The 15,873-nt window shown below is 46.9% G+C and carries 11 protein-coding genes and 1 pseudogene; 3 read left to right on the top strand and 9 right to left on the bottom strand.

The features are described from left to right. Nucleotides 1-141: 141 nt before the first annotated feature. The gene (locus NSS79_RS11615; protein WP_342439482.1) at nt 142-1,299 is read left to right on the top strand and encodes a glycosyltransferase family 1 protein; all 1,158 of its coding nucleotides are present in this window, start codon (nt 142-144) and stop codon (nt 1,297-1,299) included. Between the two features lie 196 nt (nt 1,300-1,495). Here NSS79_RS11615 and NSS79_RS11610 read toward each other — a convergent pair whose 3' ends face one another. The 7 genes and pseudogenes from NSS79_RS11610 to NSS79_RS11580 form a co-directional block, all read right to left on the bottom strand. Beyond that, nucleotides 1,496-2,464 carry a YafY family protein gene (locus tag NSS79_RS11610; protein ID WP_342439481.1) on the bottom strand — a complete coding sequence of 323 codons (969 nt, stop codon included), beginning with the start codon at nt 2,462-2,464 and terminating at the stop codon, nt 1,496-1,498. Nucleotides 2,465-2,545: 81 nt separating this feature from the next. Beyond that, nucleotides 2,546-4,309, bottom strand: a complete 1,764-nt coding sequence (locus NSS79_RS11605) for a methyl-accepting chemotaxis protein (RefSeq protein ID WP_342439480.1) — start codon at nt 4,307-4,309, stop codon at nt 2,546-2,548. 333 nt (nt 4,310-4,642) lie between these two features. Further along, complete coding sequence (locus NSS79_RS11600) at nt 4,643-6,025, bottom strand: ABC transporter substrate-binding protein (RefSeq protein ID WP_342439479.1); 1,383 nt, start codon at nt 6,023-6,025, stop codon at nt 4,643-4,645. 109 nt (nt 6,026-6,134) lie between these two features. Beyond that, nucleotides 6,135-6,959 carry a carbohydrate ABC transporter permease gene (locus NSS79_RS11595; protein WP_342439478.1) on the bottom strand — a complete coding sequence of 275 codons (825 nt, stop codon included), beginning with the start codon at nt 6,957-6,959 and terminating at the stop codon, nt 6,135-6,137. Next, on the bottom strand, nt 6,956-7,918 hold the full coding sequence (locus tag NSS79_RS11590) for a sugar ABC transporter permease (protein WP_342439477.1): 963 nt from the start codon (nt 7,916-7,918) through the stop codon (nt 6,956-6,958). The genes NSS79_RS11595 and NSS79_RS11590 overlap by 4 nt, the downstream gene beginning before the upstream one ends. Before the next feature lie 208 nt (nt 7,919-8,126). Further along, nucleotides 8,127-8,690, bottom strand: coding sequence for a GNAT family N-acetyltransferase (locus tag NSS79_RS11585; RefSeq protein ID WP_342439476.1), 564 nt, complete (start codon nt 8,688-8,690; stop codon nt 8,127-8,129). A 481-nt stretch (nt 8,691-9,171) separates the two neighbouring features. Next, nucleotides 9,172-9,323 (bottom strand): annotated as a pseudogene (locus tag NSS79_RS11580) (transposase); the annotation flags it as partial. Nucleotides 9,324-9,645: 322 nt separating this feature from the next. Here NSS79_RS11580 and NSS79_RS11575 point away from each other — a divergent pair. Beyond that, nucleotides 9,646-10,917, top strand: coding sequence for an ABC transporter substrate-binding protein (locus tag NSS79_RS11575; RefSeq protein WP_342439475.1), 1,272 nt, complete (start codon nt 9,646-9,648; stop codon nt 10,915-10,917). Between the two features lie 30 nt (nt 10,918-10,947). Then, complete coding sequence (locus tag NSS79_RS11570) at nt 10,948-12,651, top strand: methyl-accepting chemotaxis protein (protein ID WP_342439474.1); 1,704 nt, start codon at nt 10,948-10,950, stop codon at nt 12,649-12,651. Between the two features lie 277 nt (nt 12,652-12,928). Here NSS79_RS11570 and NSS79_RS11565 read toward each other — a convergent pair whose 3' ends face one another. Both NSS79_RS11565 and NSS79_RS11560 read right to left on the bottom strand, forming a co-directional pair. Continuing rightward, on the bottom strand, nt 12,929-14,287 hold the full coding sequence (locus NSS79_RS11565) for a helix-turn-helix transcriptional regulator (protein ID WP_342439473.1): 1,359 nt from the start codon (nt 14,285-14,287) through the stop codon (nt 12,929-12,931). 216 nt (nt 14,288-14,503) lie between these two features. Then, complete coding sequence (locus NSS79_RS11560; RefSeq protein ID WP_342439472.1) at nt 14,504-15,865, bottom strand: MATE family efflux transporter; 1,362 nt, start codon at nt 15,863-15,865, stop codon at nt 14,504-14,506. Nucleotides 15,866-15,873 lie beyond the last annotated feature (8 nt).

The raw sequence follows: 15,873 nt of genomic DNA, 5'->3' as shown, positions 1-15,873 counted from the left end.
ATTTGCCGATTTGCATAAACGGAGTGTAAACCTCAGAATAAACCGCCACTTGAAGACGGAAATGAGTTGATGCCCCGATGACTTCTCTGAAATATTCGCCTGTTATGATCAAGACAACAAGAGCACCGGGAGGGATTATCCATGCGTATTGCCTTGTTTACGGACACCTATCTTCCTCAAACCAACGGAGTCGCCCGCACGCTTCACCGGCTCGCCGGTCATTTACACCGCCGCGGCATCGAGCATCTGCTCTTCACCCCGAAATCTGCCCCTGAAGAACATTTCGCCGATCCCGTCCGTCCGATTGCCAGCATCCCCTTTTTTCTGTATCCCGAGTGCCGGCTGGCGCTGCCCGCCATGTCCTCCATCCAGCAAGAACTGCGGACCTTCCGGCCCGATCTGCTGCATATGGCCACCCCGTTCAACATCGGCCTGTACGGTCTCCGCTATGCCCAGAAGCAGAACCTCGCTCATGTTGCTTCCTACCACACCCACTTCGACCGTTATCTTCAATACTACCGGATGAGAAGAATCATTCCGCTCTACTGGAAATACATGAAATGGTTTCACCGTTCCTGCGATGCCATCCTGGCCCCTTCGCGGGAGACAGAAGCTACGCTGCGCTCGCACGGATTCACCCGGCTGCGGCTGTGGTCGAGGGGAATTGACTGCAGTCTGTTCACACCGGAGAAACGCAGCGGACAGGTACGGGAGCGTTACGGAATTACGGCACCGGTAGTATTGCTATATGTCGGACGGATTGCTCCGGAAAAAGACATCCCCACCCTCTTAACCGCCATGCGGCAGCTGCCGGAATCCACGGCAGCGGCGGTTCACCTGCTGGTCGTGGGAGACGGCCCGCTGCTGCCGGAGCTGCGGGCGCAGGCGCCGCGCAATGTCAGCTTCACCGGGTGCAAGCACGGGGAAGAATTGGCGGAGCTGTATGCTTCGGCAGATGTATTCGTGTTCCCCTCCAGCACGGAAACCTTCGGGAACGTTGTTCTGGAAGCGATGGCCTCGGGCCTGCCTGTCATCGCTGCCGGGGCAGGCGGCACAACGGATTTGGTCCTGTCCGGTGTGACCGGGTCACTGTTTGAACCGCATCAGCCGGGGGAACTGGTGAAGGAAATATGCACTATGGCGGATCAGCCGGAGCAACGGATGGCTATGGGCCTGGAGGGACGGCGGCTCGCGCTCGGCCGCTCCTGGGAGCATATCTTTGACAGCCTGATCCGGGATTACGAAGAGGTGATTGAGAACCGGCGCTTGAAGAGCCGAACAGGGATATTTACAGCTTAGCGTAAAGAGGTTGGAGGATTTTCCGGCTGGTACGGGAGGGATCACACAATCTGCCCGCAAAAAACAGCGCGTTTCTTCCCCCTCCGGAAAGGGTGGAGAAACGTGCTACAATCACTACGCTGAACAATCAATAATTACAACATTCTGCTAAATTCTTTTATGTAATAGTAATCGTACGAAAAAACAGCTTTGTTCTTCACTTTTCGGTATCCACATCTTTGCAGAGCACCAATTCTTTGGTCTTACATTCGGCATATTTATTAAGCAGATTACTGGCATGGTCCGCCATTCGCTGGCACAGTGACAGAGGTTCAAGCACTGTAAGCTGATGGCCGTACAACAGCAATGTTCCGAACCAGCCGTTCTCCTCTTCCGGGACGGTGAAGCCCATGACCAGTTCCTGACCCCGGACTTCTATCAGCACCGCATTGGGGAGCAGCTCCTCCATCAGCACCCTGAGACCTGCCGGACATGCAAGCTTAACGGTTATGTACGGCCGGTGATCCTGCGCCTCCGCCAGCAGACTTTCCGCATCTTGATGCAGTTTTGAAAAGGTCCCGTCCGTGTCCCGAAGCTCCCGGATTCGGGACAGACGGAACAGCCGGTATCCGCAATTGTCACAGCAATAAGCGAATAAATACCAGGCATACCACTTATAGGTTAAGAGCAATGGCTCGACATTTCTGTCTGACACCTCATTCCTTGCATTGGTATATTGAAAGTGAAGCACTTTTTTCCGGCGGACGGCATGTTCTATAACTTCAATCGCCTCTCCCGTGCCCGCTCCCTCCCTTAGAACCCCCAAATCAAGCTGAAAGGGCTGCGGCACTGCCTCCTTCTCCGGTGTTAAGGACATGATTTTCTCCATGGTATCCTCTGCGCGTCTGCTGCTGTAGCCCGATACCAGCCCCTTCAGGGCGGCCAGAATATAAGCGTAATCCTCGGACTGAAGCAGCTGTCTGTTCATTTTGAAGCTGTCGAGTATGTAATAACCTCCGTTAGTGCCTTGCAGCGATCCCACCGGAATCCCGGCTAGCCCAATAGATTCGATGTCACGTTGAATCGTACGCGGCGAAACCTCGAATTTCCCGGCCAGTGCACGGGCACTGACCACCTCCCGATTGAGCAGATAGACTACGATTCCCAGCAAACGGTTAATTTTCATCTGATTCACCTGTTTCTTCTCAAGCTGATTCTATCATCCGATAGATCCGGGAGGTTTGTAAAGGATTAGTCTGACGATTCGTCATTCTAACAATTTCTGAGTTTCTACTTGAAACTGATCGGAATAAGCTTTCAGATTGCCGGCAAGTCCCGCGAGCTGCCCGGAGACGATTGATAGTTCTTCTGCGGACCGCTTCTGTTCCACTGCACTTGCCGCGACTTCTTCAGACATTGCCGAAGTCTCTTCAGTTGCCGAAGCAATGTAGCTTAAATGTTGTTCCACTTCCTGCCGGATGGCGTGCATGTCCGCCGTACGGCCTTGCAGCCGCTGTGCCAGCTCCTGCACTTCAGCCGAAATACTGCTGACCTCTCCGAAAGCTTGAAGACAATCAGCAATCTGACTCTCCTGTTCCTTAACCGCCGCTATATTCTCATCGAATTGGCTGCCCATACGATGAGTCTCTTGTACAAAGGACCCCAGGATTGCATCAATCTCCTGAATAGATTGTTCGGATTGCCGGGCAAGCTGGCCCATTTCTCCGGCGACCACCGCGAAGCCTTTACCCGCATCACCAGCTCTGGCTGCCTCAATAGAAGCGTTCAGGGACAGGATCTTTGTTTGTTTCAGAATACTGTGAATTTGGCCGCTGATCGAAGAAGCCAGTTGGGATTGAGCCGTCAGTGATCTGGAAATCTCCTGCTGGTGCCCGACCCGCTTAGCATTCTCCCGTCCCTTCTCCAGCAGTGCCTCATGTTCACGGGTAACCTGCATTTGAACAGCAGACAACCGCTCTGAAGTATCAGTAAATTGATGCACATACGAACCCACTTCATCCATAATTTTGCCGAGATTATCTGAATGCTTCACCGATTGCTCTGTTTCCTCAGCCTGCTTCATAGAACCCGCAGCAATTTCCTCAATCGCACGGGACAGCTCTTCGGTCTGGCGCTGGTTCGTCTGGACCGTGTTGGCTATATTGCCCGAGGACTGCTGCAGAGTACTTGAGCCTTGCTGTATTCCAACAATGATCTTCGTTAATTGCGCGACCATCCGGTTAATCAACCCGCTGATATCGCCCAGCTGGTCTTTCGTGATATGTCTTGAGATCACTTTAAGATTCCCGTCTGCGACCTGCTCGAGACTAGACTTAATATCACGAACCTGCCTTAGGATTCCCCTCACCACGAACAACATCATCAGCAGCGATAGAATCAGCACAACAGCAAAAATGGGGATAACCGTCCGATAGGAGTCAGCCAAAGTTTCTGCTGATATTTGATTCACTGCCTTAGCAGAAATATCAATGCCCAAATAACCAATAATCTTACCTCCTGAGTCCTTGATGGGCGAGAATGAAGATAACAGCTGGCCCCAGGTCGGATCATTAACAATACCCGTGGTGACTACTTCACCACTTAATAATCGCTTCTCAATCTCGGGAGCAAATTTCATCTCCCCCCCATAAGGACTATAATCAGCGTCATCCCATCCTGCTCCGTCTACCGTATACTCCCAACCCTCGGAAGTCTTGTTATACATGTATACATATAGCGCCCCTGATTGAAGACGTGCTGTAATGAGCTCGTTTCTAAGACGTTTGTATTCATTGCTTTTCTCTGAAGCACTGGCATGTAGTTTCTTAATAGATTCGGATTCTTGACCCAGCAGCTGCGTGGTGTTCACCGCCAATTGCTGATTGTTATGCTGCATCGTAGTTAATGAAGCACTTGTACTGGATGTTATTGTGGACCACATAATCAGTACACCCATGGCCAGCAGCGGAACCAGAATGATCAAATACAATTTCAATCTTAAATCAATCTTCATTTTAATGGTGTGTCTCACTTTCTGTTCCCCCTTTGATGTAACTATATGGAATAAATAAAGACTGCTATAATCGTGGTACTCCAAATAGCACTTTATATTTATCGTATTAATGAGGGTTTAAATTAAGAGGAATCCAAAAAACACAAAAAAGAGTCGTGCAATAGGATATTTCATCCAATTGCACAGCCTATATAGAACCTTTTTTCCCAAACGTTAACTGTTTCCGGGCACTATAGAAGGACCATTTCCGCAGCGGACATTTAAATCCTTATATAACAAAAAAGAAGCCGGGCATCTGCCCGGCTTCCACCTCAGCTGTCGAATGCAGCCCCATTCATTGACTTCGGAGTTCTATTTCACCGTAGCATTGTACTCGCCGATTTTCCCGGTAATCTGTTTGCCGGCATCCTCCAGCGCCTGTTTAGGCTCTTTTTGTCCGTTCAGCGCTTCTTCAATCGCACCTTCAACAATCTGGCGTGCTTCGGGGAATACGCCCATTACCGCACCCGAGGTCGCCGTTGAAGCACTCGAAGCATGAAGCTGGTCAACAGCAGTCTGGAACTGCGGATATTTCACCATATTATCCTTGAGCACTTGCTGCTCATAAGCAGCCTTGTTAATCGGGAAGTACCCGGTGCTTACACTCCATTTTGCCTGAACCTCCGGTGAGGCCACATATTTGATAAATTCCCATGCCGCCTTCTGCTGCGCTTCCGGTTTGTTATTCATAATATACAGGCTGGCTCCTCCGACAATCACTCCGCCGTCCTTCGCCGAGGCAGGTTTCGGCAGGAAACCTGTGCCAACTTCGAATTTGCCGCCAGCCGCCTCTACCATATTGCGCAGCGAAGCCGTAGAGTTCAGTGTCATCGCTACCTGGCCTGCAGCGAACGCGCTATCCGTATCATCTGTGTCCCGTCCCAGATTGGCGACTACTTTATCGTCGACCATCTTTTTCCACCATTCCAGTGTGCTAACACCGGCATCCGAAGCCAGCAGCGATTCTGTGGCAGCGGCTTCGCGTCCATTGCCGTTATTAACATAATCTGCGTTCTGATTGGCAAACAGCTGCTCCATGAACCAGCCGTAGATGGCAATTGTCGCTCCGGCTTTACCGTCTTTGCTTAATGCTTTGGCAGCGGCTTCGAATTCCTCGAATGTCTTAGGAGGGTTCTCAGGATCAAGTCCGGCTGCTTTGAAAGCATCTTTATTATAATAAAGAATCGGATTGGATGTATTGAACGGCATTGCATTTAACTTATCGTCAATCGTATAGTATCGGATAATGTTGAGTTCCAGACCTGACAGATCAAAACCGTCCTGGTCGATAAACTGCTGCACCGGTGTGATCATCTTCGAATCAATCATAAACTTGCTGCCGATTTCATAGACCTGGATCAGATCCGGTCCGCTGTTCGAGCCGATGGAGGCTTTCAGCTTGTTCAAGCTTTCATCATATTTACCCTGGTACACCGCTTCCACCTTGATGCCGGTCTGGCTGGCATTGAAGTCGGAGACAATCTGATTAATCGCTTTTTCACCCGCACCGGACATAGAATGCCACCAGCTGAGTTTTACCGGAGCGGCAGCGGCACTCACTTCCCCATCACTGCCTGAGGAGGTGCTGCCGGCTGTATTATTGTTCTCAACTGCATTTGAATTGTTGCCGCAGGCAGCAAGAACCAGCATCAGGCTCGCAAGCAATGGAACCATACCCTGTTTGAATTGTTTCATTCTAAGTATCTCTCCTTTTTCCCCTATAATTTGGATTGAAGAAGCTATATACGTATTCATCATCTGCAATAAGCAGCTGACTAGCTTTTAGCTCTGTGCATCCTATCACTTACCCCTTCAGTGCACCGGCCGCCATGCCCCGGACAAGCTGCTTCAATCCGAATACCAGCAGCAGCAGCGAAGGCAGAATGGCCAGTGTGATTCCGGCAAATACCAGATTCCACGAGGTCGATTCCTGAAATTCAAGCATGGAGATTCCGATCTGCACCGTCCGCATCGGTTTGCTGTTCGTAACAAGCAGCGGCCAGAGATAGGAATTGTACATATTCAGAAAAGAGTAGACAGCCAAGGTGCCCAGTGCCGGTCTGGAGAGCGGCAGCATATGAAACAGAAAGTAGCGAATATGCCCGCAGCCGTCGATTTTGGCTGCCTCAAACAGCTCTTTGGGCAGCTGCATAAAGAACTGCCGCAGCAGGAAGGTGCCGAAGGCCGTCGCCAGAAAAGGTATGGTCAGACCCTGATAAGTATCCAGCCAATCCAGGCTGCGTACAGTCAAATAATTGGGAATCATCGTCACTTCCCAGGGAACCATCATCGTGGCCACGAACAGGCTGAACATCAGTGATTTCCCTTTGAAATTCATCTGGGCGAAGGCGTAAGCTGCCAGACTGGCGGTGATCAATTGGCCGATCATGACAATACCGGATACCAGAAAGGTATTGCCAATAAAGGCGGCGATCGGAATAATATCGAACACTTCGCTAAAGTTCTCCGGATGAAAGGAATGTGGAACGATGGACGGCGGATAAGCGCTAGCCTCTTCCGGGGCCATAACGGCCATGAAGAAGCTGTAGAACACGGGATACAATACCAGTGCCGCCACCACAGTGAGCATACAGTAGGTAAGTACTCGTCCTGCTTTTGGCTTTTTCATTGATAGTGCACTTTCCTTTCCACCCATTTGAACTGGATCAGCGTCAGCAGCATAATAACCAGAAACAGCATCAATGCCTGGGCGCTGCCCGTTCCGAAGCGGAAGTTGACAAAGGCCTCACGGTAGATGGAGTATACAAACACGTTGGTACTGTTCATCGGTCCGCCGGCGGTTAAAATATTGATCTGGCCAAACGCCTGGAAGGCACTAATGATCGAAACCACGAGCACGAAGAACAAGGTTGGAGACAGCAGAGGCAGGGTAATCTTGTGAAATACCGTAACCGCTCCCGCTCCGTCAATTCTGGCACTCTCATAGATTTCATCCGAAATGCCCTGCATTCCGCTCGACAGGATGATGTAATTGAACCCGAGATTCATCCATACCGTCATTAATGAGATAGAGAGCAGCGCGGTATCCGGATTGACCAGCCATGCCACCGGCGTCATCCCGGCAAGCTCCAGCAAATAATTCAGCATACCCAGCGTGGGATGAAACAGGAATTTCCAGATCACTGCCGCCGATCCAACAGACAGCACCATAGGCAAAGAGAAGGCGAACTGGAACAGCCGTTTGCCGTGCAGCTGATTGTGGGTAAGCGCCGCGAGCACAAGTGCAAGCAGCAGGCCGGTCGGGACCGTCAGGAGGGCAAACAGCGCCGTCACCCGGATACCATCCATAAATAGTCCTGAAGTGAAAAGGGCAGTGAAATTGTCAAAGCCGACATACGCTGCGATTCGTCCCGCCGGGTCCGTACTATGCAAACTTAAATATACGGATTTCAGCAACGGATAGAATAAAAACACACCAAACAGCAGCAACGAAGGAGCCAGGAACAGGTAGGCAAGCATATTCTCCTGAACCTTCAGCTTGCTTAAATATGCCGGCCGTAAGGGAACTCCAGCCGATGCCGCTTTTTCTCTTGCAGGCAGGGTTAATGAATGCTCTAGTTCACTCAAAATGGAAGCCTCCTAATGACCTAACAGTCCGCTTTTATCTTCTTACTACCTCTGCAAGTGTAAGGCTTGGATGTCAACGCAGCATCAGGAGGATGGCAAGCCAGCGTTAAAATTATATAAATTTTGTAAACGGAGAGATAAATTATCTCAACTATTTATACAAAGAAAGACCTCCTCGATTTCTCAAGAAGATCTCTGCTTACACTTGTTATTCTGCCGCTTTCTCCTGATTCAGATTCAGCCATTCCTTACCAAGCACACCATAGGCAAAAGTATCATGCCATTTCGGCATACCTTGTTCATCGGTTTTAAAATAGCCCGTCTGGAGAAAATGCCCCTCCCGCCGCAGCTTCAGCCGTTCGAGCAGCCGCCAGGATGGTGTATTCCGCGGATCACAATGGGCGGTTATCCGTCTAATTCCTAGAGTATTGAAGCCGTACTCCAGCAATGTACGGCAGGCTTCAGCCGCATAGCCGCAGCCCTGATACTCACGGTTGAACACATAGCCAATCTCCCAAGTCTGAAACTCCTGCGGATGCTGCTCCTGAAAGTATAAGTTACCGATTACTTTGCCTGAATCCTTCAGGCACACTGCCCAAAATGCCTGATCCGTGGAACGTCTCACCGCCTCAGCATGGCTGTCTTCTTCATTGTAAACACCATAAGGCTCATATTCTACAACCTCTTCACAGGCAAGATATTCATGCAGGTCCTGCCCATCTTCTGCTCTGAATCTCCTAAGCACTAAACGCAACGTTTCCAAAACTTCCATTAACCCTCATCCTTCTGCTGCTTTGATTATGAAGAGATCTTCATATGCAATTGCTGCTCAATAATACCTCAGATGTTAGCCGACTCGCCTACATTCGTGAAACTAAATTATATCTGCTTCTTTTACGAGGCAAGAATAAAATGGCTAGAAAACTAGTAGCTACTAGGGCATGTATACAAACCTAAGCAAAACACACCATCATCGAAGCTAAGGTCAAAACAGCATAAAGGTGCAGGCTAATTTGCCATAGTGAGTCGCCAATCGGCGGTAATGCTTCACTCTTTATAGAGTTCTTTGTCTCATTCTCTTTGTTCCCGACGATTCCTTTTGCTTGGAAGGACCGAAGTTGCAGACTGCCCCTTCAGAAGGTAAAAAAACTGATTGGTGTCATAAGCTGTCAGCCAGCACTTGCGTTCTTATGAAGTCCATCTGTTTTAGGATCTCGCAGCCGGTTATCGAGTCATGGGACTGTCCTCCGGTCAGCCGGTAAATCCCGCCAGGGTGCACCCACAGCACGGCATTCAGCATCTGACAATGGCCTTTCGGGGGTCTCCCTCCTTGTGGTTTTCGTTCCGGCGGCAGCAGGTCCTTGATCTTTTCCCATTGGTTGTCACGGATTTCGTATCGTCTCATTATACTTACTATTTACCAAATTCTTACAAAACCCTAGTTTGCATAAACGCCCTAGTCAGGAAAGTATAAAGAAAACGTCTTGATTCCATAGTCATATATTACCAAAGTAAATCCCTAATTTACCTAGGTAAATATACCGATAAGTTAAAGGTGCTAGATTTTCGAAAAAACATCAGAAGGGATAGGGTTATTCGTCTTTGAATCCTATTATATTACAATTAGCTCGAACAACTTACCTATAGTTTAAGCAAACAAATATTTATAGGACTCAGGATAATATAAATTCCGTTAGAAATGTATTCATAATATGGAGGGAAACTTAATGAAAAAACAGCTGGGAATTTCACTCTCCCTGGCATGTCTATTAATGTTAATGGGGTGTTCAGCTTCCCCAACGTCACTGAAGACAACCAGGATCACACTTCTAAATTCCAAAACTGAGATAAAAACTCAATTAGAGGAAGTAGCGAAACAATACAATCAAGAGCATCCTGGAGTAACTTTAGAGATAATATCCGCTCCGGAGGGTACGTCTGGTTATCAAAAGTTAATGTCGATGTACGGCTCAGGGAGCCCGGCAACTATGTCGATGCTTGATTCAGGGGACACACAGCAGTTCCTGGACAAAGCTGTTGATTTAAGTAAAGAAAAATGGGTGGCTGAAACGATAGACAATGGACTTGATGCTGTTAAGAAAAACGAAACTGTACTCGGCTTTCCATTTGCAGTTGAAGGCTATGGATTAATATACAATAAGAAGGTACTCGACAAGGCGGTTGGGGGCTCTTTCGATGCTTCATCGGTAAAAAGTAGAAGCAGCCTCAACTTATTAATGACTAAGATCAAGAAGACGGGTGTAGAACCAGTCATGCTTTCTACGATGGATTGGTCACTTGGCTCTCATCTTTTAACTGTATCTTATTCTGTTCAACCCGGAGGTTTTTCAAAGTTTGTTAAGGGTATGCAGAATAATTCCATAGATATGTCTAAAAATGATGCGATGTCTGGGTGGGTACAAACCTTAGATTTGCTCAAAGATAACAACATTAATAAGAATTCGCCTATGGAAAATACTTATGACGGAGCAAAGGCCCTTGGAGAGGGAAAAGTAGGGCTTTGGTTTATGGGCAACTGGGCTTGGGGGGAAATTAAGAGCAATGATACAGCAAATGGGGAATACGGCTTCTTGCCTCTTCCGTTAAACAATAATTCGGATGATCCTGTTAATTCAAAAATTACAGTTGGTGTAACAAAATATATAATCATCGACTCAAAAACCACCACTCCTAAACAGCAGGAGGAAGCAAAAAGGTTTCTTAATTGGCTCGTATTTGAAAAGCCCGGACAAGAGTTCCTAGTCAACAAGGCCAATACTATTCCTGCGTTCAAGAACATTTCCTTAGAGCCTGTAGATCCTTTGGGGAAATCGATCAAGGCGTATATCTCGGAAGGAAAGACATTACCGTTTATTACAACTCTTCCTCCTGATCATTGGGCCATCACTGGTGCATCTATTCAAAGCTACATCAGTGGGAAAATAGATTCGGCTGAGCTGTTGCGGCAAATACGTATTTACTGGAAAGCCCAACGGTGACATCGAGACCAGACATAGGAGGAAGAAACGATGTTCAGATTGACTTTAAAGAAAAAATTAATTAGTGCGGCGCTCGTATTAGTTATCGTTTTGTCACTTTCGAGTATTGTAGGTATCATAAAGATGTCGGATATGGGGGTGGCAGCAGATAAAGTTAATAAGCGCTCTTTACCTGCCGTTATTCTGCTTCAGGGTATGGACAAGCAGATAACAGAAGTTGACAGACTCACCGTTAGGATGATAATCGAAGAGGATCCGGCAGCCCGAAAAAAAGATCAAGTTGACCTAGCAAAAGCAATAGATTTAATGGAAGAGAGCGTAAACAAATACCAGAGTATTGCCTCCACAGTAGAGGAAAAAGAGCTGTTCACCAACTTTTATGGTCAGTGGGCAATGTATCTCCGGTATCTAAAAGTGGTTTCCACTGCGATGGAAGAAAATAATAAAGTGATGTCATACATGATCATACATGGAAATTCTGCTATTTATAATGCCGCATTAGACGACGTTAATAAACTTAGGCTACTCAATGAGCAATACGCTATGGATGCAGCCAATCTATCGAGTCGTTCTTACCAATCAGGTAAAATATTAATGATTTCCCTGACTGCCATAAGCACTATCCTTGGAATCATCGGTTCGCTTTTACTGGCTGCATCGTTCACTAAACCTATATTAAAGATCGCGGAACAAATGAAGTTGGTAACCAGGGGGAACCTGCAAGTCGAACCCCTTAGGGTCCGATCAAAAGACGAGGTCGGCGAGCTGGCGTCCGACTTTAATGTCATGTGCGAGTCACTGAGTAACCTTTTAAAAGAAGTGGTAGATAACTCGTTACTGGTTGCCTCTACAGCAGAGCAGTTAACAGCTAGTGCAGAGCAGACAAGTATAGCCAGCGAGCAGATAGCCGTAAGTGTTACTTTAGTCGCAGAGGGATCGCAAACTCAGCTTGCAGATATAGCTGAAACCTTGAATATTACAGTAGACGTTTCTAATAGCGTCGAGAAAATAACTAATCGGTTTGCAAATGTGTCCGATCTCACAAGCCAAGCACAGGAGAAGGCTAATAATGGTCAAGCCATAATTTCTTCCACTGTCTCTCAAATAAGAGATGTTCATAGCAAGGTAACTCAATCTGCTGAAGTAGTTAATATTTTAGGGGAAAAGTCTGCCGAGATTAGTCAAATTTCAACTATGATCAGTGACATAGCAGCCAGTACCAACTTACTTTCACTAAATGCGGCCATAGAAGCTGCAAGAGCAGGCGAGCATGGAAAAGGGTTCGCGGTCGTTGCCTTTGAAGTACGCAAACTGGCAGCACAGGCCAGCGAAGCAACGGGCAAAATCTCTTCTCTGGTCAACGAAATCACATTGAGAACCGACGAAGTTGTGATCTCAATGAATGAAGGAGTTCATTCACTAAATGAAGGTATGGTGCTCGTCGAAGGTGTGGGTACCGTATTCTCTGATATTGTTGTTGCTGTTGAAGAGGTCAGCGGTGAGGTGGACAATGCCGCTATTGAAGCAAGATCTGTAAGTGGAAGTACCGTTTCTATGCTGGAATCTATGAGAAAAATAGCTGAAATCTCTGAACGTGCAGCAGATTCTACTCAAATGGTAGCATCCGTTGTCGAGGAAACTACGGCAGCCATGGAGGAAGTTTCTGCCGGGGCCAACATGCTTGCCAAAAGGGCGGAAGAAATGAATCAAACGGTATCTGTTTTTAAGATTTAAAATAACTATTCAATAGTCGAGAGACTGACTGTAAAAGATGTTGTGAAAGCAACTCCTTCACAGCATTTCCACATCTAAAGGTATTCGAAATCGTTGTCTCCTACTTCTTCTGGCAGACCAAAGCCAGGGAGTGATTCCCACTCACTCGGAAATTGCCAGGCGCACGGGAGTCAGCCATTACAATCAAAAACTGTCCCTCCCTGCAAGGGAAGGACAGTTTCTCGTACAATCTGCCGGATACTCAGAGGTTATATAGGCTCAAAAATGGAAGAGATATTTAAAGACGGTACTCGATTTGAATAAATCTTTGATATTGTATCAATGTTTCAGGCCGCGCATATTCTTTAAAACTCTCAAATAAGCCTACACATTTGATAATAGCATTACTATTGTTTTTCGCAGTGTATGATTCCATACTTTCTAATAAATACTTAAATCCTTCTGCATACATTGCTTTTTTAAGGTAATATTTTGACAACTCGTAACTAAACCGTGCTGTTTGTTCAGGAATGACCTGCCGGGTATACACATCGGAAGCCAGATCTCGTTCATAAAAGAGAATCTGAGACTCGAATTCATCTAAAATATAATCGATATCAAAAGAATACTGATTAGCTGCTTCAATAATATTAAGGAGCTCAGTAAAGATTTCTTTTTTGCCTTTAGTAATTTCAACAAGGTCAGAAATCACACTTTGATCTCCGCCTCGAAGCTTATTTATATAGGTATTGACTTGTGCCCAATGCTGAAACAATTCAACCCAATGTAATGTCTCAGGGTCCGTCTCTTTGACCCAACTAAGATCGGCATAAGCATAGGTGCATTCCAAGGCTTGCTGAAAATCCCCTCTGGCGTCCCATACACTTGCAAGAAGCAGGTTCGAATAGGCTATGTATACAAAAAGCGGTAGGCTGGTTGCCAAGTCCTCTTGCATTCTTTCTTCTTTGCGATGTTTGCTAATATACTGTATCCGGGCCTTCCGGCCCATCTCCCGGGCAAGCTCCTCAACCTTGTCCCATCGCCGTAAAGAACGATAGATATTCGCTAAATCTTTAAGTGCATCCAGCTGATCCTTCTCATTCAAACGTTCGACAAAAGGTTCAAACTGACAGGCCGCCTCAAAGTTCTGGATTTGGTCATCTCCAATGCTAAGTGTGAAGAGACGGTATTGGCAAAAGGCCAAACGTTCGGAATGCTGGCGGATTTCACATCTGGCCACATTATCATACAGAATCGCGGCAGAGTCATTCCAGTTTCTCTTGAAAAAATCATTGGCAACATCAAAGAGCAAGGGTGCGTAGGTCAATTCCTCTAGAAGAATAGTAACCGTCTTCAAAACACAATCCAGTTTATTCAGTTCTGCGCAGCGGTAAAGAAACGGGCCGATCCTTCGCCAATTAGGCGTCGCTTCTATCATACTCTCCTGGATATAATTTTCGTAAAAATAACCCGCAGGCAACGAAAGCACCGCGGTCACCCTGTCAACCTGATCCACGCTCATTACCTTATTGCCCTTTAATATGGAGCTTATAGACCCTACATTTATACCGATGGTTCTACCCAGATTACTCATATTCCAGCCTTTTTGTTTCATGAGGTTATCCAACTCGCTGCGAATCGTGGTTGTAGCTATCAAGTAAACCACTCCTTCAGAATCAACTCGTAGCAACATATGAGAGAAATTTTATTATATTACAAATATAACCATAGTTTTACCTTTGGTCAATTGAAATATATAATTCATAGTTTTGGCATCATCGTGTATAATGGTAATCTATTTTTTTGGCAATTCAGTTTCCATTGTATTGTAATAAAGCAAGACGGGGGATCTCTCCCCCGCATCCATTCCTTCTTATGCAGATATGTCAGCGACCAAATTTTTCATCCATTTTCTGGAGTGTATTCGTATCAGCCCAATGCTAAGTCTAACCACTTCTTCCATGGACAATATCATGTATACCAGAAATACAGGTTGTTTCCAGACAAATGACATTAATAATCCGGAAGGGACACCAATCAGCCATGTCGCAGTGGATTCCATTGCGAATACAAACTTGCTGTCACCGCCGCTGTTGAGAATGCCGCCCGCCAATATCATGTTGGCAACCTTTACCCACAGGAATGCAGCGAATACCCAAACCAGGCGGGTTCCCATGAGATGCGCTTCATCTGACACCTGAAAGATAGATACATACAAAGGCGCAAATACGGCAATCAACACGCCGACTCCAAGGGAAACCAGGATACCCAGCTTAATGAACCGCTTTGAAAAATCCAGTGCCGCATCCTGCTCGTCGGCCCCCAGCTTATTCCCAATCATGATGCCGGCCGCGCTAGAGAGCCCGGATAATAAACCGATACTTAAGCTCTGAAGCGGATAGGTTATCGTCATCGCGGTTATTTCTGAAGTTCCCATCCGGCTGTAAATAATGGCGTATACAGTTTCACCCAGCACCCAAATCAGCTCGGTCAATACGATCGGATACGTAGTGCGAAGGAACTTCCCAAGAAGCGTCCCGGATGCCCCGAACCAGTCGCGGATATGGGTTGCTCCGGGAAGACGAAGCTTATAGGCAGCTGCGATGATAAAGCAGCATTCAAACAACCGGGCGGTAAGTGTAGCAATGGCTGCTCCTTTTAACCCCCATTCCGGAAAGCCGAATTTCCCGAAGATTAGCAGATAGTTAAGTATAATATTAATACACACTGCAGCTATACTGGTTATCATAGGGAGCTTCACATGTCCTGTAGCACGCAAAATAGCGGAATAGATCATCGTCAGCATGACCGGAATATAACTCAGAGAGATCACTTTCAGAAAACCGGACCCCTCTGTGATCAGCCGCTGGTCCTTAGTAAATAAGCTGAGACTGAATTCCGGGAAGAAATGAATGGGCAACGTAAAAATAATGGAGATGCCCATCCCGAGAAGCAGTCCTAATCCCAGCAGCTGCGCTGTGCTTCTCTCATCCTTCTTCCCCCAGAACTGCGCGGCATAAATGGATACTCCTGTCGCCAGTCCGGCCAATACTACAGTTATAATCCCGTATATTTTTATCGATATGCCTACAGAAGCAACGGCCACATCGCCGAGTTGTCCGACCATCAGCTGATCGGTTAAGGTTAACAGTGCCATAATCAGGCTTTGCAGCGTTACAGGAATTGCTATTTTATAGATATTGCTATAAAAATCCGCCTTTGAATCTTTTAACATTACCGGGC

It is taken from the genome of Paenibacillus sp. FSL L8-0436 (assembly GCF_038593025.1).
Classification (GTDB): Bacteria; Bacillota; Bacilli; order Paenibacillales; family Paenibacillaceae; genus Paenibacillus_AQ.
The sequence above is the reverse complement of the archived record's forward strand: the minus strand, read 5'-3'. Positions and strand labels throughout refer to the sequence as shown.

Coding starts and splice junctions, on each gene's coding strand:
- NSS79_RS11615 (WP_342439482.1), top strand. CDS start 142: ATGCGTATTGCCTTGTTTACGGACACCTATCTTCCTCAAACCAACGGA.
- NSS79_RS11610 (WP_342439481.1), bottom strand. CDS start 2,464: ATGAAAATTAACCGTTTGCTGGGAATCGTAGTCTATCTGCTCAATCGG.
- NSS79_RS11600 (WP_342439479.1), bottom strand. CDS start 6,025: ATGAAACAATTCAAACAGGGTATGGTTCCATTGCTTGCGAGCCTGATG.
- NSS79_RS11595 (WP_342439478.1), bottom strand. CDS start 6,959: ATGAAAAAGCCAAAAGCAGGACGAGTACTTACCTACTGTATGCTCACT.
- NSS79_RS11585 (WP_342439476.1), bottom strand. CDS start 8,690: ATGGAAGTTTTGGAAACGTTGCGTTTAGTGCTTAGGAGATTCAGAGCA.
- NSS79_RS11575 (WP_342439475.1), top strand. CDS start 9,646: ATGAAAAAACAGCTGGGAATTTCACTCTCCCTGGCATGTCTATTAATG.
- NSS79_RS11570 (WP_342439474.1), top strand. CDS start 10,948: ATGTTCAGATTGACTTTAAAGAAAAAATTAATTAGTGCGGCGCTCGTA.
- NSS79_RS11560 (WP_342439472.1), bottom strand. CDS start 15,865: ATGTTAAAAGATTCAAAGGCGGATTTTTATAGCAATATCTATAAAATA.